The organism is Saccharothrix sp. NPDC042600 (genome assembly GCF_040647305.1).
In the GTDB taxonomy this organism is placed as follows: Bacteria; Actinomycetota; Actinomycetes; order Mycobacteriales; family Pseudonocardiaceae; genus Actinosynnema; species Actinosynnema mutabilis.
The window spans coordinates 93967-113401 of the sequence record NZ_JBEZBW010000008.1 but is presented as its reverse complement, the minus strand read 5'-3'; the positions used below and the strand labels follow the sequence as shown (position 1 = coordinate 113401).

At 74.5% G+C, this 19435-nt stretch carries 18 protein-coding genes; 8 read left to right on the top strand and 10 right to left on the bottom strand.

Annotated features, from left to right (window positions below):
- Window positions 1–78: 78 nt before the first annotated feature.
- Window positions 79–372, bottom strand: a complete 294-nt coding sequence (gene groES / locus AB0A74_RS08990) for a co-chaperone GroES (protein ID WP_158844728.1) — start codon at window positions 370–372, stop codon at window positions 79–81.
- 421 nt (window positions 373–793) lie between these two features.
- On the opposite strand from groES, the gene AB0A74_RS08985 reads away from it, so the two are divergent.
- Complete coding sequence (locus tag AB0A74_RS08985; protein WP_358248280.1) at window positions 794–2299, top strand: alkaline phosphatase D family protein; 1506 nt, start codon at window positions 794–796, stop codon at window positions 2297–2299.
- Here the strand turns inward: AB0A74_RS08985 and AB0A74_RS08980 are convergent.
- Window positions 2296–3159, bottom strand: coding sequence for an NAD(P)-binding domain-containing protein (locus AB0A74_RS08980; RefSeq protein WP_358248279.1), 864 nt, complete (start codon window positions 3157–3159; stop codon window positions 2296–2298). The two genes, AB0A74_RS08985 and AB0A74_RS08980, sit on opposite strands and share 4 nt — an antisense overlap.
- A gap of 85 nt (window positions 3160–3244) precedes the next feature.
- Here AB0A74_RS08980 and AB0A74_RS08975 point away from each other — a divergent pair, with 85 nt between their 5' ends.
- Window positions 3245–6175, top strand: a complete 2931-nt coding sequence (locus tag AB0A74_RS08975; RefSeq protein ID WP_358248278.1) for a BTAD domain-containing putative transcriptional regulator — start codon at window positions 3245–3247, stop codon at window positions 6173–6175.
- On the opposite strand, the gene tsaD is transcribed toward AB0A74_RS08975, so the two are convergent.
- From tsaD to tsaB, 3 genes are read right to left on the bottom strand one after another with little or no spacing between them, the layout of a single operon-like run.
- A complete protein-coding gene (gene tsaD, locus AB0A74_RS08970; protein ID WP_358248277.1) occupies window positions 6146–7198 on the bottom strand; it encodes a tRNA (adenosine(37)-N6)-threonylcarbamoyltransferase complex transferase subunit TsaD in 1053 nt (350 codons plus the stop codon). The two genes, AB0A74_RS08975 and tsaD, sit on opposite strands and share 30 nt — an antisense overlap.
- Window positions 7191–7649: a ribosomal protein S18-alanine N-acetyltransferase gene (gene rimI, locus AB0A74_RS08965; RefSeq protein ID WP_358248276.1), complete on the bottom strand. Its 459-nt coding sequence runs from the start codon at window positions 7647–7649 to the stop codon at window positions 7191–7193. Before rimI ends, tsaD begins: the two co-directional genes overlap by 8 nt.
- Window positions 7646–8317, bottom strand: coding sequence for a tRNA (adenosine(37)-N6)-threonylcarbamoyltransferase complex dimerization subunit type 1 TsaB (tsaB, locus tag AB0A74_RS08960; RefSeq protein ID WP_358248275.1), 672 nt, complete (start codon window positions 8315–8317; stop codon window positions 7646–7648). Before tsaB ends, rimI begins: the two co-directional genes overlap by 4 nt.
- A gap of 82 nt (window positions 8318–8399) precedes the next feature.
- Here tsaB and AB0A74_RS08955 point away from each other — a divergent pair, with 82 nt between their 5' ends.
- The 5 genes from AB0A74_RS08955 to AB0A74_RS08935 all read left to right on the top strand — a co-directional run bounded on the left by AB0A74_RS08955 (window position 8400) and on the right by AB0A74_RS08935 (window position 12019).
- Window positions 8400–8771 (top strand): MerR family transcriptional regulator, encoded by a 372-nt coding sequence (locus AB0A74_RS08955; RefSeq protein ID WP_358248274.1) that lies wholly within the window; start codon window positions 8400–8402, stop codon window positions 8769–8771.
- On the top strand, window positions 8759–9067 hold the full coding sequence (locus AB0A74_RS08950; RefSeq protein ID WP_358248273.1) for a thioredoxin family protein: 309 nt from the start codon (window positions 8759–8761) through the stop codon (window positions 9065–9067). The genes AB0A74_RS08955 and AB0A74_RS08950 overlap by 13 nt, the downstream gene beginning before the upstream one ends.
- 72 nt (window positions 9068–9139) lie before the next feature.
- The gene (locus tag AB0A74_RS08945; protein ID WP_358248272.1) at window positions 9140–9400 is read left to right on the top strand and encodes a hypothetical protein; all 261 of its coding nucleotides are present in this window, start codon (window positions 9140–9142) and stop codon (window positions 9398–9400) included.
- A gap of 82 nt (window positions 9401–9482) precedes the next feature.
- Window positions 9483–10808, top strand: coding sequence for an acyl-CoA synthetase (locus AB0A74_RS08940; protein ID WP_358248271.1), 1326 nt, complete (start codon window positions 9483–9485; stop codon window positions 10806–10808).
- Window positions 10805–12019 carry a carboxyl transferase domain-containing protein gene (locus AB0A74_RS08935; protein ID WP_358248270.1) on the top strand — a complete coding sequence of 405 codons (1215 nt, stop codon included), beginning with the start codon at window positions 10805–10807 and terminating at the stop codon, window positions 12017–12019. Before AB0A74_RS08940 ends, AB0A74_RS08935 begins: the two co-directional genes overlap by 4 nt.
- On the opposite strand, the gene tsaE is transcribed toward AB0A74_RS08935, so the two are convergent.
- The 5 genes from tsaE to glmS all read right to left on the bottom strand — a co-directional run bounded on the left by tsaE (window position 12016) and on the right by glmS (window position 18071).
- Window positions 12016–12480 (bottom strand): tRNA (adenosine(37)-N6)-threonylcarbamoyltransferase complex ATPase subunit type 1 TsaE, encoded by a 465-nt coding sequence (tsaE, locus tag AB0A74_RS08930; RefSeq protein WP_358248269.1) that lies wholly within the window; start codon window positions 12478–12480, stop codon window positions 12016–12018. The two genes, AB0A74_RS08935 and tsaE, sit on opposite strands and share 4 nt — an antisense overlap.
- A complete protein-coding gene (locus AB0A74_RS08925) occupies window positions 12462–13565 on the bottom strand; it encodes an alpha/beta hydrolase (protein WP_358248268.1) in 1104 nt (367 codons plus the stop codon). The genes tsaE and AB0A74_RS08925 overlap by 19 nt, the downstream gene beginning before the upstream one ends.
- A complete protein-coding gene (gene alr / locus AB0A74_RS08920) occupies window positions 13562–14662 on the bottom strand; it encodes an alanine racemase (protein WP_358248267.1) in 1101 nt (366 codons plus the stop codon). Before alr ends, AB0A74_RS08925 begins: the two co-directional genes overlap by 4 nt.
- Window positions 14663–14776: 114 nt before the next feature.
- Window positions 14777–16177, bottom strand: a complete 1401-nt coding sequence (locus tag AB0A74_RS08915; protein ID WP_358248266.1) for an NAD(P)H-hydrate dehydratase — start codon at window positions 16175–16177, stop codon at window positions 14777–14779.
- A gap of 31 nt (window positions 16178–16208) precedes the next feature.
- Window positions 16209–18071 carry a glutamine--fructose-6-phosphate transaminase (isomerizing) gene (gene glmS, locus AB0A74_RS08910; protein WP_358248265.1) on the bottom strand — a complete coding sequence of 621 codons (1863 nt, stop codon included), beginning with the start codon at window positions 18069–18071 and terminating at the stop codon, window positions 16209–16211.
- Window positions 18072–18205: 134 nt separating this feature from the next.
- Here glmS and AB0A74_RS08905 point away from each other — a divergent pair, with 134 nt between their 5' ends.
- Complete coding sequence (locus AB0A74_RS08905) at window positions 18206–19021, top strand: alpha/beta hydrolase (RefSeq protein WP_358248264.1); 816 nt, start codon at window positions 18206–18208, stop codon at window positions 19019–19021.
- Window positions 19022–19435 lie beyond the last annotated feature (414 nt).

The window sequence follows — 19435 nt, the reverse complement described above, 5'->3', positions numbered from 1 at the left end:
TCAGATGCGCGGAACGCCCCGGGGTGTCCCCGGTTCTCCGAGGCCGCCGGGGCGTTCTCCACGTGTCCGGCCGGAACGTCAGTTGATGACGGCCAGCACGTCGCGGGCGGAGAGGATCAGGTACTCCTCGCCGTTGTACTTGACCTCGGTGCCGCCGTACTTGGAGTAGATGACGACGTCGCCGACAGCCACGTCCACGGGGATGCGGTTGCCCTTGTCGTCGATCCGGCCGGGACCGACCGCGAGGACCTTGCCCTCCTGGGGCTTCTCCTTCGCGGTGTCCGGGATCACGAGGCCGGAAGCGGTCGTGGTCTCGGCCTCGCTGGCCTGGACGACGATCTTGTCCTCGAGCGGCTTGATGTTCACGCTCACCGGGCTGACCTCCACGGTCGTCGAAAGCGTTGGCAGGTTGCGTTTACGGCTCCTGCCACCCCGCCGTCGCGGGGGTCGGGGCGGTTGCTGGTGCCGTGCATCTAGCACTCTACCCACGCGAGTGCCAACGCTTCAACGACCCCCGTCACTCGCCCGGGGACCGCACCGGAACGGCGGACGGCCCGAGCGGGGCGGGCGGGCCGCGACCGGGGGTGGATCACGCCGCTGACGCGGGAGGCCGGGCCGGGCCACCAGCGGCGGACGAGGGCCCGGCCGGCGCGGGCGCGGCGGGTGTGGGCCCAGCGGGTGGCGCGGTGGAGCGTCGGCGGCGTGGGTGGGTGTGGTGGCGCTCACGGGGCGGTCGTCTGGCGGTCGGGTGGAGTTAATCCGGGCGTCAGGCTGGTGGGCGACGGTCTGGCGCATGAACACCGTGACGCGACGAACCCTGCTCATCGGCGGTGTCGCCCTGGCCACGGCCGGGGCCGGCTTCCCCAAGCTCGGCGACCCCTTCACCCTCGGCGTGGCCAGCGGTGACCCGCGCCCCGACGGCGTCGTGCTCTGGACGCGCCTCGCCCCCGACCCGCTCAACGAGGACGGCCTGGGGGGCATGCCCAACCGGGTCGTCCCGGTGCACTGGGAGATCGCCGAGGACCAGGGCTTCCGGCGGATCGTGCGGCGCGGCACGCAGGTCGCCCGGCCGGACAGCGCCCACAGCGTGCACGTCGAACCCTTCGGCCTGCGCCCCGGCGCCGAGTACTTCTACCGGTTCAAGGCCGGCGACCACATCTCGCCCGTCGGCCGCACCCGCACCGCCCCCGCGCCGTGGGAGGTGCAGGACCTCACGATGTGCTTCGCCTCCTGCGCCCACTACGGCGAGGGCTACTTCACCGCCTACCGCCGCCTCGCCGAGGACGACCCGGACCTGGTCCTGCACCTGGGCGACTACCAGTACGAGTACGCGGCCAAGGCCGCCGACGTGCGCGCCGTCGTCGGCCCCGAGACCCGCACCCTCGCCGACTACCGGCTGCGCCACGCCCAGTACAAGACCGACGCGGACCTCCAGTTCGCCCACGCGACCGCGCCGTGGCTGGTCGTCTGGGACGACCACGAGACGGAGAACAACTGGGCCGACGAGGTGCCCGAGCAGCCCGACCCGAACTTCCTCGACCGGCGCGCGGCGGCGTTCCAGGCCTACTACGAGAACATGCCGCTGCGCCGGTCCGCCCGCCCCAACGGCATCGACCTCCAGCTCTACCGCCGCGTCCAGTGGGGCGCGCTGGCCAACTTCCACATGCTCGACACCCGCCAGTACCGCGACGACCAGGCGTGCGGCGACGGCTGGAAGACCTGCGCCGAGGCCGGCGACCCGACCCGCACCATCACCGGCGCGGAGCAGGAGGCGTGGCTGTTGGACGGGTTCCGCCGCTCCCGCGCCCGCTGGGACGTCCTGGGCCAGCAGGTCTTCTTCGCCGAGCGCGACCGCAAGGACGGCCCGGTCAAGGAGGTGTCGATGGACGGCTGGGACGGCTACCTGGCCTCGCGCGACCGGATCACCCGCGGGTGGGTCGAGGCGGGCGTGCGCAACACCGTCGTGCTGACCGGTGACGTGCACGCCCACTACGCCGCCGACATCAAGGCCGACTGGAACGACCCGGCGTCGTCGCGGACCGTCGGCACCGAGCTGGTCTGCACGTCGGTCACCTCCGGCGGCGACGGCAACGACACCGTCGACCAGACCCAGCTCCGGCTCAACCCGCACATCAAGCTGCACAGCCGCCGCCGCGGGTACGTCCGCACCCGGTTCACCGCGCAGGAGATGCGGGCGGACTTCCGGACCCTGCCCGCCGTGCGGACGCCCGGGGCCGCGGCCACCACCCTCAAGTCGTTCGTGGTGGAGGACCGCAACCCCGGACTTAACGCTGTTTAATTCTCCTTACCCTTGATCACCTCGTAGAGGGCGGTCCAGCTCTCCCTGCCGCGCCCGGCCTCGATGCCGCGCCGGTAGAGCGACTGGACCGCCTTCGGCAGCCCGGCGTCCAGCCCGGTGGACTCGCTGGCGCCGACGATGTGGTCGGCGGTCGCGCCCATCATCAGGATGTTCGCCTGGTCGCCCGGGTACTCGCCCGAGTCGAGGTGCCGGACGGTCTCGTCCAGGTACATCGAGATCGAGTTCAGGTTGTCCCGCAGGTACGGGGCGAACTTCGCGGCCGGGACGCCGGCGGTCTTGACCAGCGCGGTGCTGTGCAGGACGCCGGCCAGCGCGGTCAGGAAGTAGTCGAGTTGCGCCTGGTAGAACAGCTGCGCCAGGGAGTGGTCCTCGCCCAGGTAGTCCGGCCGGCCGATGACGGCCAGCACGTCCTTGTGCGCCTCGAAGACGTCCTTGGGGCCGCTGTAGAAGACGTACGCGCCCTCCTCGCCGACCAACGGCGCGGGCGCCATCACCCCGCCCACCACCAGTTCCGCGCCCCGCTCGGCCAGCCACGCGGCGGCCTTCAGGGTCTTGTCCGGGGTGTCGGAGCTGAGGTTGACGACGGTCTTCCCGGCCAGCTCGACGTCGCCGAGGATGTCGTGCATGGCGGCGTAGTCGGTCAGGCTGAGCAGGACCAGCCGGGACGCGTCGACCGCCGCCTGCGGGGTGTCGGCGCGGGTGGCGCCCTGCTCGACCAGCGCGTCGGCGCGGCTCGCGGTGCGGTTCCAGACGGTGACCGGGTGGCCTGCGGCCAGGAACCTGCGGACCATGGCCTGCCCCATGGGGCCGAGGCCGATCAGGGTCAGCGGCGTGCTCATGTCGCTCCTTCGTTCGTCGGTGGGACCAGGTTGTCGGCGGGCGCTGCGGGTTGGCTGCGGGTCCACTGCTGGTTGACTCCAGGTCGTGCGATTCGGCGTGCTGGGACCCCTGGCGGTGTGGACGGCGGACGGGACCCCCGTGCGGGTGCCGGAGGCGAAGGTGCGGGCGCTGCTCGCGCGGCTGCTGGTCGCCGAGGGCCGGCCGGTCCCGGTGGACGCGCTGGGCGCGGCGCTGTGGGGCGCGCACCCGCCGGGCAACCCGGGGAACACGTTGCAGACCAAGGTGTCCGCGCTGCGCAAGGCGCTGGGGCGGGACGTGGTGGTGTGGCAGCCGCCGGGGTACGCGGTGCGGTACTCGTGGCTGGACCTGGTCGAGTTCCGCGCGCTGGCGGCGGCGGGCGCGCACGACGACGCGTTGGCGTTGTGGCGCGGTGAGCCGCTGGCGGAGTTCGGGTCGGAGCCGTTCGCCGTGGGGTTCGCCGCGCGGGTCGCGGAGGAGCGGCTGACCGTCGTGGAGGACCGGGCGCAGGCCCTGCTCGCGGCCGGGCGGCCGGTGTCGTTGGCGGAGGAGGTGGCGCGGCACCCGTTGCGGGAACGGTTGCGGGGGCTGCACATGCGGTCGCTGTACCTGGGCGGGCACCAGGTGCGGGCGCTGGAGAGCTACGCCGCCTACCGGCGGCTGCTGGCCGAGGAGCAGGGGCTCGCGCCGGGGCCGGAGCTGGTGGAGCTGCACCAGGCGCTGCTGCGGCACGAGGTGGTCCGGCCGCGCACGAACCTGCCCGCGCCGGTGACGTCGCTGGTGGGGCGGTCCGGGGCGGTGGCGGCGGTGGCCGGGCTGCTGGGGTCGGCGCGGCTGGTGACGCTGACCGGGCCGGGCGGGGTGGGCAAGACGAGCCTCGCGGTGGAGGTCGCGCGGTCGCTGGAGGGCGCGGTGGCCGACGGGGTGTGGCTGGTGGAGCTCGCCGGCCTGGACCGCGTCGCGGGCGAGCGGGTGGCCGGGGCGGTCGCGGCCGTGGTGGGGGTGCGGGAAGAGGTGTCGCCGGGCATGTCCGCCCAGCTCGTCGACCGCGTCGCCGAGGCGTTCCGCGGCCGGGAGGTCCTGCTGGTGCTGGACAACTGCGAGCGGCTGGTGGGGGCGGTCGCCGGGCTGGTGTCGCGGTTGCTGCGGGCCGCGCCCGGGTTGCGGGTGCTGGCCACCAGCCAGGAGCCGTTGGGGATCGCCGGGGAGACCGTCTGGGTGGTGCCGCCGCTGGAACCGCCCGACGCGGTCCGGCTGTTCGGCGAACGGGCCTCGGCGGCGGTGCCCGGGTTCGCCGTGACGGCCGACAACCGGGCCGTGGTCGAGCGGATCTGCGCGCGGCTCGACGGGTTGCCGCTGGCGCTGGAGCTGGCCGCGACCCGCGTGCGGGCGCTCGGCGTGGACGGGCTGCTGGAGCGGTTGGACGACCGGTTCCGGGTGCTGTCGGGCGGTCCGCGGGACGCGCCGGAGCGCCAGCGGACGCTGCGGGCCATGATCGACTGGAGTTGGGACCTGCTCGAACCCGCCGAACGGGCCGTGCTGCGGCGGTTGGCGGTCGTGGTCGAGGGGTGCGACCTGGAGGCCGCCGAGGCGATCTGCGCGGGCGACGGCGTGGACGACGTGCTGGAGGGCCTGAGCCGGCTGGTGGACCGGTCGCTGGTCGTGGTGGTGCCCGGCGACCGGGTGCGCTACCGGTTGCTGGAGTCGGTGGCCGACTACGGGCGGGAGCGGCTGGTCGAGGCGGGTGAGCAGGCCGCCGTCCGCGCCCGGCACGCCGCCCACTACCGGGCGTTGGCCGAACGGGCGGACCCCGAGCTGCGCGGCCCGGACCAGCTGCGGTGGCTGGCGCGGCTGGACGCCGACGCCGCGAACCTGCGGGCCGCCGTCGAGGGCGACCCCGGCGCGGCGCGGGCGTTGGCCTGGTACTGGTTCCTGCGCGGCCGGGTCCGGGAGGCCCGGGACGCGCTGGACGGCCCGTGGCGGCAGGGGTTCTCGGTGCTGGCCGGCGGGCCGGTGCGGGACCCGGGGCACGTCGCCGACCCGCGGGCGCGGTGGTTCCTCGGGTACGTGTTCTCCACCGTCGGGGACATGGCCGCCGGCGAGCGGCTCACGGACTCGGCGCTGGCGGAGTTCGTCGCGCGCGGCGACGAGTGGGGCGTGGCCGCGGCGCTGTCGGACCGGTTCAGCCAGGCCATGGGCCGCGGCGACTTCGACACCGCGCGGGACGCCGCCGAGCGGGCCGACCGGGCGTTCACCGCGCTGGGCGACCGGTGGGGCCGGCTCCAGGCGTCGTTCGCCCTGGGCACGCTGGCGCAGCTGCGCGGCGACTACGACACGGCGGCGCGCGTGCACCGGCGGGGGCTCGAACTGGCCCGGGAGCTGCGCTCGTGGCCGGAGGTGTCCTACACGCTGTCCTGGCTGGGCCGGGTGGCCCTGCTGACCGGGGACTTCGCGGAGTCGGGCGCCCTGCACGAGCAGGCCCGGCGGATCGCCGCGGACCAGGGCTTCTCCCCCGGCGAGATGTACGCGGAGACCGGGCTGGCGCTGGTCGCGCGGCGGTCCGGGGACCTGGCCGAGGCGGACCGGCTGCTGGCGCGGCTGCGCGAGTGGCACCGGCGGCCGGGGTTCGAGGCCGGGGCGACGCTGGTGCTGGCCGAGCAGGGGTTCGTCGCCGAGCAGCGGGGCGACGTCGAGGAAGCGCTGCGGCTGCAACGCGCCGGGCTCGACCTGGCGCGCCGGGTCGGCGACCCGCGCGCGGTGGCGCTGGCCTGCGAGGGGTTGGCGGGTGCGGAGGCGCTGGCCGGTCGGCACGAGGAGGCCGCGCGGCTGCTCGGGGTCGCGACGGCGCACCGGCTGTCGGTGGGCGTGCCGCTGCCGGATGGTGAGCGCCACGACGTGGACCGGATCACCGCCGCCGCCCGCGCGGCGCTGGGCGACGAGCGGTTCCGGTTGGCGTTCAAGGAAGGGTCAGAAGATCTGCACCGTGCCGACGGGTAGGCCGGGCACGGTGGACAGATCCAGCGGCGACGGCTTCGCGCCGGCGGCCACCAGGTGCGCGCCGAGCGCGGCGATCATCGCGCCGTTGTCGGTGCACAGCCGGGGACGGGGCACGCGCAGTTCGATGCCCGCCTCGGCGCAGCGCTCGGCCGCCAGGCCGGACAGCCGCGAGTTCGCCGCGACCCCGCCGGAGATCACCAGGGTGTCCACGCCGAGGTCCTTGCACGCCCGGATGGCCTTGGCGGTCAGCACGTCGGCCACCGCCTCCTGGAACGACGCCGCCACGTCGGCGAGCGGGATCTCCTCGCCGGCGCGCTCCCGCTTCTCCACCCACCGGGCGACCGACGTCTTCAGGCCGGAGAACGAGAAGTCGTACTTGGCGTCGCGCGGACCGGTCAGGCCGCGCGGGAACGCGATGGCGCACCCGTCGCCCTGCTTGGCGAGCTTGTCGATGGGCGGGCCGCCCGGGTAGGGCAGGTCGAGCAGGCGGGCGACCTTGTCGTAGGCCTCGCCGGCGGCGTCGTCCACGGTGGAGCCGATCTCGGTGATCTTCTCCGCCAGGCCCTCGACCAGCAGCAGCTGGGAGTGGCCGCCGGAGACCAGCAGCGCGACGCACCGCTTGGGCAGCGGGCCGTGCTGGAGGGTGTCGGCGGCGACGTGCCCCGCGAGGTGGTTGACGCCGTAGAGCGGCTTGTCGAGCGCGGCGGCGTAGGCCTTGGCGGCGCTGACGCCCACCAGGAGCGCCCCGGCCAGGCCCGGACCCGCGGTGACGGCGATCGAGTGCACGTCGGACAGCTCGATCCCGGCCTTCTCCACGGCGCGGCGCATGGTGGGCACCATCGCCTCCAGGTGGGCGCGCGACGCCACCTCCGGGACCACGCCGCCGAAGCGCGCGTGCTCCTCCACGCTGGAGGCGACCTCGTCGGCGAGCAGTTCCAGCGCGCCGTCCGGGCCGAGGCGGACGATGCCGACACCCGTCTCGTCGCACGAGCTCTCGATGCCGAGGATGAGCCGGTCAGTCACGGTTCGCGGGCCTTCCCATCGTGTACGCGTCGGCGCCCGACGGCTGGTAGTAGCGGCGGCGCAGGCCGAGGTGCTCGAAGCCGTGCGCCAGGTAGAGCGAGATCGCGGGCACGTTGTCCGTGCGGACCTCCAGGAACACCGGCAGGCCCAGCTCGTCGGCCTTGGCCAGCAGGGTGCGCAGGAGGGTCTTGCCGACGCCGGAGCCCTGGTGGGCGCGGTCCACGGCGATCGTGTGCACGCTGGACTCGAAGTCGGTGAGGGCCAGGCCCGCGTACCCGATGAGCCGGTCTTCGGCGTACGCGCCGACGTAGTAGCCGCCGTGGTCGAGTTCGCTGTGGAACGCGTTCTCGCTCCACGGGTCGTCGCCGGGGAACAGCTCCTGCTCGATCTCGGCGCAACGGGCCGCGTCCTCGCGGCGCAGCGGCGCGATGGTGACCGTGCGCGGGGTCACCTCGTCACCCGCTTGCGGCCGACCGGTTCGACGGCGTCCGGTCGACGCAGGTAGAGCGGGGTGAGCGCGGCGGGGCGGGCGCCGGCGAGCAGCTCCCCCGCGGCGGCGGCGACCAGGGAGGTCGGCGACGGGTACCGGGCGTCCACCACCGGCAGGCCGAGCACGTCGGCGTAGATCCGCGCGCCCTCGCCGGCCGCCGCGGTGACCGCCGGGAGCTTGTCGAGGACGTCCGCCGGCTTGTCCACGTGCGGGCCGTCGGTGCGGCGGCCGGCGGCGTCGTAGGCGGCCCAGTAGACCTCCTTGCGGCGCGCGTCCGTGGCGACCAGGAGCGGGTGGCCGGTGTTCGCGTCCAGCGCGATGGCGTCCGGGGTGGGGACCGGGTAGACCGGGCGGTTGAGCGCCTGGCCCAGGGCGGCGGCGGTGACCAGGCCGACCCGCAACCCGGTGAACGGGCCGGGCCCCGAACCGCAGACGATGGCGTCCAGGTCGCGCAGGGTCTTCCCGGCCTCGGCCAGGGCCTCCTGGAGGTGGGGGGTGAGCAGCTCGCCGTGCGCCTTCGCGTTCACCGTCACCCGCCGCGCGAGCAGGCGGGGCGGCGCGTCGGGCGTCAGTTCGACCACTCCGGCGGTGACGGCGGGGGTCGCGGTGTCCAAGGCGAGCACTAGCACGGTCGTCAAGGGTACGGGTGCCGTGTTCGTGGGCTGAAGCACACTGGACTTGACGTCGGCGTCAAGGCGGAGGATCGGCACCGTGCGCATCGGAGAACTGGCACGACGGGGCGGCACGACCACCCGGGCGTTGCGCTACTACGAGTCCCTGGGACTGCTGCGGGCGCGGCGCGGGGCCAACGGGCAACGCGAGTACGACGAGGCCGACCTGCGGCTGGTGACCGAGATCCGGTCGCTGGCCGGCATCGGCTTCGCGCTGGAGGACACCCGGCCGTTCGTCGAGTGCCTGCGCGACGGCCACCCGAGCGGGGACGCGTGTCCCGCGTCGGTCGCGGTGTACCGGCGCAAGCTCGCCGAGTTGGACGAGTGCATCGAGCGCCTGGAGGCCGCGCGGAGCCGGGTGCGCACGCAGTTGGCGGAGGCGGAGAAGAGGAGCAGACCGTGCGCGCGTTGACGGACGAGACGTTCGCGGAGGCGATCACCGGGGACGCGGTGCTCGTGGAGTTCACGGCGGCCTGGTGCCCGCCCTGCCGGATGATCGAGCCGGTGCTGGCGGAGCTGGACGCCGAGCTGGAGTCGGTGTCGTTCGCGAAGATCGACACGGACGCGAACCCCCGGACGGCCCGGGACCTGGGGATCATGGGGATGCCGACGTTGCAGCTGTACCGGGGTGGGGAGTTGGTGGCCCAGTTGGTGGGGGCGCGACCGAAGGCGCAACTGCTGAAGTGGCTGGAGCCGCACCTCGGCTGAAACACGTTCCATGATCGCGAAGCCCCTGAGCCGATCGGGGGCTTCGCCATTGAGCCGATCGAATAGGCGGTCGTGATCGACCGCCACGGCGGGTGCGACCAGCCCGCCGGGAATTCAACCGCCACTCGCCATTCGCTCCGGCACCTGCGCTGGCGTCTGCCGCTTCAGATCGACAGCCGCGCGAAGCGCACCAACAACAGGGTCCGCAACTCCCAGCGGTCGACGACCTCCGCACCGGGCCAGGACACCATCGGCGAGGACGATCCGGTGACGTCCTCGCAGCCGCCCCACGCCAAGCTCGTGGCCGAGACCTCGGTCCTGATCAAGTCGTAGCGCCGACCGCGCGACGAGACCGCCGGGTGGCTCGGAGCACAGTTGTGATGCGGTTCGGCGGGTTCTTGGTCAAGGTGGGTGGATGTTGCTGCCTGCCTTGGCCTCCCCCACCGCCAAAGTGGCCATCCGGTTCCCCCACTACGAGTTGACCTACGCCGAACTGGCCGCGCAAGCCCGGCAGGTGGCGTACGGGTTGGTGGGGAAGCGGCGGATCGCCGTGTGGGCGCGGGCCGACGTGCGGACCTGTGTGGTGGTGGTCGGCGCGTTGCTCGCCGGGGTGCCCGTGGTGCCGTTGAACCCCAAGTTGGGTGAGCGGGAACTGGCGCACATCCTCGGGGACAGCGAGCCGGACCTCGTGGTGGACGACCACCTGCCGTCCGGGGTCGAGGTGCCGTTGCCCGAACCCGACGCGGAAGCCCCCGCGCTGATCATCTACACCTCCGGGACCACCGGGCCGCCCAAGGGCGTGGTGCTGCCCCGGCGGGCGTTGGCGTCGAACCTCGACGCGCTCGCGCAGGCGTGGGAGTGGACCGCCGAGGACGTCGTCGTGCACGGCCTCCCCCTGTTCCACGTGCACGGGCTGGGCATCGGCGTCCTCGGGCCGTTGCGGCGCGGTGGGACGGTGCACCACCTGGGGAGCTTCACCGTCGAGAAGGCGGCCGAGGCGATGGCGTCGGTCGGCACGATGATGTTCGGCGTCCCCACGATGTACCACCGGATCGCGCAGGCGCCCGAGCACGCGGCGGCGTTCGCCAAGGCCCGGCTGCTGGTGTCGGGGTCGGCGGCACTGCCGGCCACCGTCCACGAGCAGCTCGAACGGCTCACCGGGCAACGGGTGGTCGAGCGGTACGGCATGACGGAGACGTTGATGAACACCAGCGTCCGGGCGTCCGGGGACCGGCGGCCGGGCACGGTCGGACCGCCGCTGGACGGGGTCGAGGTGCGGGTGGTCGGGGACGAGCCGGGCGAGATCGAGGTGCGCGGCCCGAACCTGTTCCTGGAGTACCTGAACCGGCCCGACGCCACCCGCGAGGCCTTCACGGACGGGTGGTTCCGGACGGGTGACCTCGCGGTGGTCGAGCCGGACGGGTACCTGCGGATCGTCGGGCGGCGCGCCACCGACCTGATCAAGAGCGGCGGGTACAAGATCGGGGCCGGCGAGATCGAGAACGCCCTCTTGGAGCACCCGGGAGTGGCGGAGGTCGCGGTGACGGGAGAGCCCGACGACGACTTGGGCGAGCGGGTGGTGGCCTGGGTCGTGGCTGCCGGGGCGCCGGTGCCCCCGGAGGAGTTGGCCGACCACGTGGCGAAGCTGCTGACGCCGCACAAGCGGCCCCGCGTGGTCCGGTTCGTGGAGTCGTTGCCGCGCAACGACATGGGCAAGGTCCTGAAGCGGGAGCTGCGGTGAACCCGCTCGGCTGGCCCGGCTACGACGACCAGCTTCGGCGGGCGCGGGAGCGGACCGGCGGGGCGGAGTCCGTGTCGTGGCGGCGGGGCGCGGACGCGGTCGTGATCACGTTCGACTTCCGGTTCCTGGGCGGGTCGGTCGGCACGGCCACCGGGGCGGTGCTGGAGGAGGCGTTCGGCGAGGCGCTGGCGTGGGGCCTGCCGGTGGTGTCGGTGATCGCCACCGGCGGCAGCCGGATGCAGGAGGGGATGCTGTCGTTGCGGCAGCTCCAGCGGGTGGCGCGGCTGTGCGCGGTGCACCGGGAGGCGGGGTTGCCGCACGTCTCCGTGCTCCGGGACCCCACGACCGGTGGGCTGTGGGCGTCGCTGGGCGCGGGCGCGGACGTGGTGGTCGGGGTGGCGGGCGCGCAGGTCGGGTTCGCCGGCAGCCGGGTGCGGCCCGGCGACGACCCCGCCTACACCGCCGAGGGCCAGTTCGCGGCGGGCACGGTGGACGTGGTCGTCGCCGAGGATGACGTGGACGACGTGGTCGGGCGGCTGCTCGGGCTGTTGACCGGCGGTGGCGCGGTGCCGGCCGAGGTGCCCCGGGCGTTGGGGGCGACCGACCTGCCCGAGGACGGCTGGAGCGCCGTCGAGCGCGCGCGTGCGCCCGAGCGGCCCCGGGCGGCGGCGTACCTGGACGACTACTTCGACCACCGGGTCGCGTTGAGCGGCGACCGGGCCGGCGGGGTCGATCCCGGGCTGCTGTGCGGGATCGGCCGGCGGCACGGGCGGTCCGTCGCCTACGTCGCCCAGACCGGCACCGCCACCACGCCCGCCGGGTTCCGGACCGCGAGCCGGGTCATCCGGTTGGCCGGGCGGCTCGCGCTGCCGGTGCTGACCCTGGTGGACACGCCCGGCGCGGCCAACGACGCCGCCGCCGAACGCGCCGGGCTCGGGGCGGCGATCGCCGAGTTGTTCGCGGTGGTGGCCGAGACGCGGGTCCCGATCACGACCCTGGTGGTCGGCGAGGGCGGGTCCGGCGGGGCGCTGGCGCTGTCCTCGCCCGACCACACCTGGATCGCGCCCGACGCCTACTTCTCGGTGATCGCGCCCGAACTCGCCGCCGCGATCCTCAAGCGCGCGGACGTGCGGGAGCTGGCCGACGACCTGATGCTGCGCCCGCAGGACCTGGTCCGCCTGGGGGTCGTGCGCGGGATCGCCGAGGCCTAGGGCAGTTCGCGGGTGGTCCAGGAGCCGTGGGGCTCCAGGTGGGCCGTGCGGACGTCGTCGTCGTGGCGTTCCAGGCGGATGAGCAGGTGGTCCTCGGAGAGGCGCTCGGCCACGCCCTCGCCCCACTCGACGGCCACCACCGCGTCCACCAGGTCGGTGTCCAGGTCCAGCTCGTCCAGCTCGTCCAGGTGCCCGCCCAGGCGGTAGGCGTCCACGTGCACCAGCGGCACGCCCCGGCCCTCCGGCGCGGGTTCGTGGACGCGGGCGATGACGAACGTCGGCGAGCTGACCCGGCCGGTCACGCCCAGGCCGTTGGCCAGACCGCGCACCAGGGCTGTCTTGCCCGCCCCGAGGGGGCCGGCCAGCAGCAGCAGGTCGCCGCCGCGCACCAGTTCGCCGAGCCTGCGCCCGAACTCCTCCGTGTCCTCCACCCTGGGGAGGGTCACGCTCGTCGCCACCACCGCCGCCTGCTTTCCGACCGTTCGACCGCGCTGCGCCGAACCAGGCCCACCAGGTGTCCCGTCACCAGGTCGGGCTGTTCCATCATCACCATGTGGCCCGCACCCGGGACGCGGACCAGTTCGCCGTGCGGCATCTCCTCGGCCATCCGCTCGGCGTGCGAGAACGGCGTCAGCTTGTCGGCGTCACCGCTGATCACGAGGACCTCGCAGTGCCGCAGACCGGCCAGCGCCTTGTACCTGTTGTGCGTGCCCAGAGTCTCCAGGAACTCCGTGAGCACCTGCACGGTGGTCCCGCCGATCATCTGCTCCATCAGGTCGACCAGGGACGCGCTGGTCCCCCGGTCGCCGAAGGCCAGCGCCCGGATGCCGCTCCAGGTGAGGGTGTTCGCGCGGCGGCGGACCCACTCCACGAGGCCGGGCTGGAGGCCGGCCAGCCGCCCCACGCCGAGGGTCACCGGGTTGTAGCGGGACAGCACGCTCTTGGGCAGGCCGGCGCCGCCCACCGCGCCGGCCGCCGTGCCGACCAGGGCCACGCCCCGGACGCGGTCGGCGAACAGCTCGGGTTGCTGCTCGGCGAGGGCCATGATCGTCATGCCGCCCATGGAGTGGCCGACCAGGACGACCGGGCCTTCGGGGACCACCGCGCGGAGCACCTCGTCCAGGTCGCGGGCGCACTGGTCGATGGTGCTCGACTCGGCTTTCCCCCGACCCGAACGGCCGTGGCCGCGCTGGTCGTAGAGGACCTGGCGGACCCTGGGCTCGCTGAGCCCGGCCAGGTCGCGGCGTTGGAAGTGCCAGCAGCGGCGGTCCAGGGCGAAGCCGTGCACCAGGACGACGGTGAGGTCCGGCGTGCCGCCGTCCTCGGGGTCGATCTCCTCCACGGAGAGGGGCACGCCGTCGTCGGCGGCGACCGTGGACTCGCGGTTCGGGGTGAGCTCCCCCAAGGGCTCGTCGGCCAGCGGGTCGTCCTGGCGGCGGTCCTTGGCGACCTTCTTGTGGTTGGCCGCCACGCCGACCGCGACGCCCGTCGCCGCCGCGCCGAGCACGCCGCCCGCCCAGCCGACGGCCTTCCACAGCGTGTTCACCGGTACGTCCTCGCCACGCGCGGCCGGTACATGCCGGTGACGATCTCGTAGTCGATGGTCCCCGTGGTGTCCGCCCACTCGCGCGCGGTCGGCTCGCCGTGCGCGCCGGTGCCGAACAGCACCACCTCGTCCCCCTCGGCCACGGGGTCGTCGCCGCAGTCCACCACGACCTGGTCCATGCACACCCGCCCCACCACGGGACGCCGCGCGCCGGCGAGCAGGACGTGCATGCGGTTGGACAGGGCGCGCGGCACGCCGTCCGCGTAGCCGACGGGCACCAGGGCCAGCGTGGTGTCGGCCTTGGCGGTCCAGGTCAGGCCGTAGGACACCGACTCGCCGGCCGCGATGCGCTTGGTCAGCGCGACCGCGGAGCGGAACGTCATGACCGGGCGCAGGTCGAACGGCTCCGGCACGGGGTTGAGCCCGTAGACCGCGATGCCCGGCCGGACCAGGTCGAAGTGCAGGTCGGGACGGGTGAGCAGGGCGGCCGAGTTGGCCAGGTGCCGCATCGGGTCCAGGCCCGCGGCCACGGCGGCGCGGTAGGCGTCGTCGAACCGCTCGGCCTGGGCGTCGGTGGCCGGGTGGCCGATCTCGTCGGCGCACGCCAGGTGCGACCAGACGGCGACCACGCGGACCTCGGGGGTGGCGGCGGCCTGCTCGACCAGGGCGGGCCACTCGTCGGGCGGGCAGCCGTTGCGGGACAGGCCGGTGTCGATCTTGAGGTGGACGCGGGCGGTCCGGCCCGCGCGCCGGGCGGCGTCCGCGATCTCCGCCAGTTGCCGGGTGCTCGCCGCGGAGAGGTCGATGTCCTGCTCGACGCCGGGCGCGTAGTCGGTGCCGACCGGGTCCAGCCAGGCCAGCGTGGGCGCGGTGATGCCCGCGCCGCGGAGCGCGAGCGCCTCGGCCAGGGAGCACGAGCCGAGCCAGGTCGCCCCCGCCTCCAGGGCCGCTCTCGCCACCTCGACCGCGCCGTGCCCGTACCCGTCCGCCTTGACGACGGCCATGGTCGCGGCGGCGGGCGCGCGGCCGGCCAGGAGCGCGACGTTGTGCCGGAGGTTGTCGAGGTCGATCACGACCTCAGCGCGAGGAGCAGCCATAACACCGTTCATGGTGACACAGGGGGCGGTCGGTGCCGGCCCGGGTCGGGTGGTCCGCGGCTGGACGGCCCGGCCCCGGTCGGGAGGTCGGCGGGCGGACGGCGCGGCTCGGGGTCAGGGGGTCAGCGGGCGGACGGCGCGGATCGCGTCGGGGACGGCGGCGAGGAGGGAGGTCGCCGGGATCGGTGCCCCGTCCGCGGCCAGCTCCGCCGCCAGGACGTGCACGCGGGCCGCGCAGCCCGCCGCCAGGAGCGGGTCCAGGCCGGCCGCCAGGAGCGCGCCGACCAGGCCCGACAGGACGTCGCCGGAGCCCGCCGTGGCGGCCCAGGACGTGCGGGCGCGGTTGACCAGCACGCGGCCGTCCGGGGCGGCCATGACCGTGGTGTGGCCCTTGAGCAGGACCACGGCGTCGAACTTGTCCGCCGCCCGCTTCGCCGCCGCCACCCGGTCGTCGCCGACCTCGCCCGCCAGGCGCTCGTACTCGCGGTCGTGCGGGGTCAGGACGAGCGGGGTGTCCGGGTCGCGCGCGTCCCACAGGTCGGGGTTGTTGGCGAGCATGGTGATGGCGTCCGCGTCCGCGCACACCGGCACGCCCGCCTCCAGCACGGTCCGCAGCACGGCCTCCGCGCCCAGCCCGGTGCCCAGGCCCGGCCCGACCACCCACGACTGCACGCGGCCGGCGTCGGTGATCGACCCGGTGCAGATCGCCTCCGGCCACCGCGCCCGCACGCCCTCCGCCGCCGCGCCCGCGTACCGGACCATGCCGGAGGTGGCCAGCAGCGCCGCGCCGGTGGCCAGCACGGCCGCGCCGGGGTAGGTCGCCGAACCGGCGGCGACACCGGTCACGCCCTGGGTGTACTTGTCGTCGGCGGGACCCGGCACCGGCCACGCCTCGCCGACGTCGGAGACGTCCAGTTCGAGCAGGTCCGGGCCGGCCAGCTCGGGGCCCAGGCCGATGTCCACCAGCCGCACCTCGCCGCAGTCGGCCAGCGCGTGCACGGGCTTGAGGCACCCGAACGTGACCGTGACCGCGGGCCGGACGTGCGGGCCGCGCACCGCGCCGGTGTCGGGGTCCACGCCGCTGGGCAGGTCCACCGACAGCACGGGCGCGTCGAGGTGCGCCACGTGCTCGGCGGCGTCCGGCCGCAGCGGGCCCCGCGCGGACAGCCCCACGATGCCGTCGACCACCAGGTCCACGTCGGTGAGCCGGTCGACGACCCGGCCGCCGACCCGCCGGAACGCGGCCAGGCCGGCGGCGTGCGCCCTGGCCGGGTCGAGCAGCACCGCGGACACGGCCACCCCGCGCCGGCGCAGGTAGTAGCCCGCCCACAGCGCGTCGCCGCCGTTGCCGCCCGCCCCGACCAGCAGGCCGACCCGCCGCCGCCCGGCCAGGTGCTCCAGCGCCACCGTCGCGACGCCGAACGCGGCCCGCCGCATGAGCGCCCCCTCGGGCACCCGCGCCATGACCCGCTCCTCGGCCGCCTTGACCCGTCCCGTGGTCCACAGTCCCCGCATAGCGGGAGAGCCTAGGCGCGCGGCCGGTGACCTACTCGACGGTGACGGACTTGGCCAGGTTGCGCGGCTTGTCCACGTCGTAGCCCCGGCTGCGCGCGATCTCCGCGGCCAGGACCTGCAGCGGCACGGTCGAGACCAGCGGCTGGAGCAGCGTGGACACCGCGGGCACCTCGATCAGGTGGTCGGCGAACGGCCGGACCGTCTCGTCGCCCTCCTCGGCGATCACGATGGTCCGCGCGCCCCGCGCCTGGATCTCGCTGATGTTGGACACCAGCTTCGAGTGCAGCACCGCCCGGCCCTTGGGCGACGGCATCACCACGACGACCGGCAGGCCCTCCTCGATCAGCGCGATCGGGCCGTGCTTCAGCTCGCCCGCGGCGAAGCCCTCGGCGTGCATGTACGCCAGTTCCTTGAGCTTCAACGCGCCTTCCAGCGCCACCGGGTAGCCGACGTGGCGGCCCAGGAACAGCACGGCCTTGGAGTCGGCCAGCTCGCGGCCCAGCGCGCGGACCTGCTCGACCGTGCCCAGCACCTGCTGCACGGCCTTCGGCATGGCCTCCAGCTCGTGGAACTCGCGCGCCACCTCGTCGGGGTACTTGGTGCCGCGCGCCTGCGCCAGCGCCAGGCCGACCAGGTAGTTCGCGGCGATCTGGGCGAGGAACGCCTTGGTGGACGCGACGCCGATCTCCGGGCCGGCGTGCGTGTAGAGCACGGCGTCGGACTCGCGCGGGATCTGCGCGCCGTTGGTGTTGCACACGGCCAGCACGCGGGCCTTCTGGGCGCGGGCGTGCCGCACGGCCTCCAGCGTGTCGGCCGTCTCACCGGACTGGGACACGGCGACGACCAGGGTGTCGCGGTCCAGCACCGGGTCGCGGTAGCGGAACTCGGAGGCCAGCTCGACCTCGACGGGCAGGCGGGTCCAGTGCTCGATGGCGTACTTGGCGACCAGGCCCGAGTGGTAGGCCGAGCCGCAGGCCACGACGAATACCTTGTCCACGTCGCGGAGGTCCTGGTCGGACAGGCGCTGCTCGTCCAGGACGATCCGGCCGCCGACGAAGTGGCCGCGCAGGGTGTTGGCCAGCGCGTCCGGCTGCTCCTCGATCTCCTTGAGCATGAAGTACTCGTGGCCGCCCTTCTCGGCGGCGGACAGGTCCCAGTTGACCGTGAACGGCTTGGCCTCGGCGGCCCCGCCCGCGAAGTCGGTCACCTCGTAGCCCTCGCGGGTGATCACGACGACCTGGTCCTGGCCCAGCTCGACGGCCTCGCGGGTGTGCTCGATGAACGCGGACACGTCGGAGGCGACGAACGTCTCCCCCTCGCCCACGCCCACCACCAGCGGCGAGGAGCGGCGGGCGGCGACGACGGTGTCCGGCTGGTCGGCGTGCGTCACCACGAGGGTGAACGCGCCCTCCAGGCGGCGGACCACGGCGCGCACGCTGGCCGCGAGGTCACCCGCCGTGTCGCCCTCGGTGTAGGCGATGGCGATCAGGTGGGCGGTGGTCTCGGTGTCGGTGTCGCTGGCCATCTCGACGCCGCGCGCTTCCAGCTCGGCGCGCAGGGCGGCGAAGTTCTCGATGATCCCGTTGTGCACCACGGCGACCCGGCCGGTCACGTCGCGGTGCGGGTGGGAGTTGCGGTCGATCGGCGCGCCGTGCGTGGCCCACCGCGTGTGGCCCATGCCCGCGGTGCCCGCGAACGCCTCGCGGCCCACCTCGTCGAGCCGCTCCTCCAGGTTGCTCAGCCGCCCGGCCTTGCGCTCGACGGCCAGCCCGCCGGCGCCGTCCAGCACGGCGACGCCCGCCGAGTCGTAGCCCCGGTACTCCAGCCGCCGCAACCCGTCGAGGACGACGTCCAGCGCCGGCCGGTGGCCCACGTATCCCACGATTCCGCACACGCCGCACAGCGTAACCAGACCAGGGTTGTCACCCGAACGGGCCACTTCCTGGCGTTTGTGCTGGTCGGCGGCTTTATTGGTGTAGACCAATCGGGGCGTGCGCGGGTTCGGCGCGATCGACTACCGTTCACGCGGTGAGCGGCTACTCGGCGAAGCAGGTGCTCGACCAGCTCGGCAGGCCCGGCGAGCACCCCGTGCTGCGCGGCGACCTCGCCCTGGTGGGCCTCCCCGGCCTCGTCTACACCCCCGCGGCCGGCCTGGGCCTCCCCGCCGTCGCGTTCGGCCACGGCTGGCTGCAACCGGTCACGAGGTACCGGGCGCTGCTGCGGCACCTGGCGTCGTGGGGCATCGTCGCGGCGGCTCCCGGCACGCAGCGCGGTCCGCTGATGTCGTCGAGGCTGTTGGCGGGGAACCTGCGCACCACGCTGGACGTGTGCACCGGTGTCCGGTTGGGCGAGGGCGGCATCAGCGTGGACCCGGAACGCCTGGCCGTGGCGGGCCACTCGATGGGCGGCGGAGCGGCGGTACTGGCCGCCGCTGACGACCACAGGGTGCGCGCGGTGGTGACCCTGGCGGCCTCGGAGGTCCGCCCGTCGGCACTGGACGCGGCCCGCCGGGTGACCGTGCCGGGACTACACCTGGCGGCCGGCGAGGACCGCATCGCGCCCCCGGTCGGGCACGCGGAGGCGATCGCGCAAGCGTGGACGGGCCCGGTGCAGTACCGGGTGCTGCCGAAGACCAGCCACCTGGGTTTCGCCGAGGGCCGGCACTGGAGCGAACTGCTCCTGGACGGCAAGGGCGAACGGGCCGCGCAACGCTTGGCGCGGGCGATGCTGACGGCGTTCCTGCTGCGCGTGCTGAAGGGCGAAAAGAAGTGGGACGCCTTGCTGGAGGAGGACGTGAAGGGCGCGCCGTTGGCCTATCAGCGGGCTGCCTTGACGCTGCGCTGAGCGCTCCTTGGCCGGCGAACACTCGGAATTGTCGGTGCCCGCTGGGATGATGGAAGCGGGGGCCGGAGGCCGCGGCTGAGCAGGTCTTCAAGCCGCGCGAGGCGCGGATTGGCGGGGCTTCGAGCCGTGCGGGGCGCGGATTGGCGGGCCTCAGCGGTCCGGGCTTACGGGGCTGGCAGCGGTCCGGACTGGCCGGGCCTGGCAGCCGGGCGCGGCTCGGCAGGGTTGATGGCGGCGGGCGCGGCTCGGCATGGCCAATGGCTTTGCTGCCGGTGGGTGTCCACCCGCCCACCCCCTCCCAGGCCACCCCGGCACAAGCCGGGCGCGCGGAGCGCGCCAGCGCGCTGCGCGCGCAGACCCGCGCTGCGCGCGGGTCGCACGGCCCGGCGGAGCCGGGCAGTGCCGGCCGCCGAA

Bases quoted from the DNA above. Each gene is read 5' to 3' on its own strand.
- AB0A74_RS08985 (WP_358248280.1), top strand. From the start codon at position 794: ATGAACACCGTGACGCGACGAACCCTGCTCATCGGCGGTGTCGCCCTG.
- AB0A74_RS08980 (WP_358248279.1), bottom strand. From the start codon at position 3,159: ATGAGCACGCCGCTGACCCTGATCGGCCTCGGCCCCATGGGGCAGGCC.
- AB0A74_RS08940 (WP_358248271.1), top strand. From the start codon at position 9,483: ATGTTGCTGCCTGCCTTGGCCTCCCCCACCGCCAAAGTGGCCATCCGG.
- alr (WP_358248267.1), bottom strand. From the start codon at position 14,662: ATGGCTGCTCCTCGCGCTGAGGTCGTGATCGACCTCGACAACCTCCGG.
- AB0A74_RS08915 (WP_358248266.1), bottom strand. From the start codon at position 16,177: ATGCGGGGACTGTGGACCACGGGACGGGTCAAGGCGGCCGAGGAGCGG.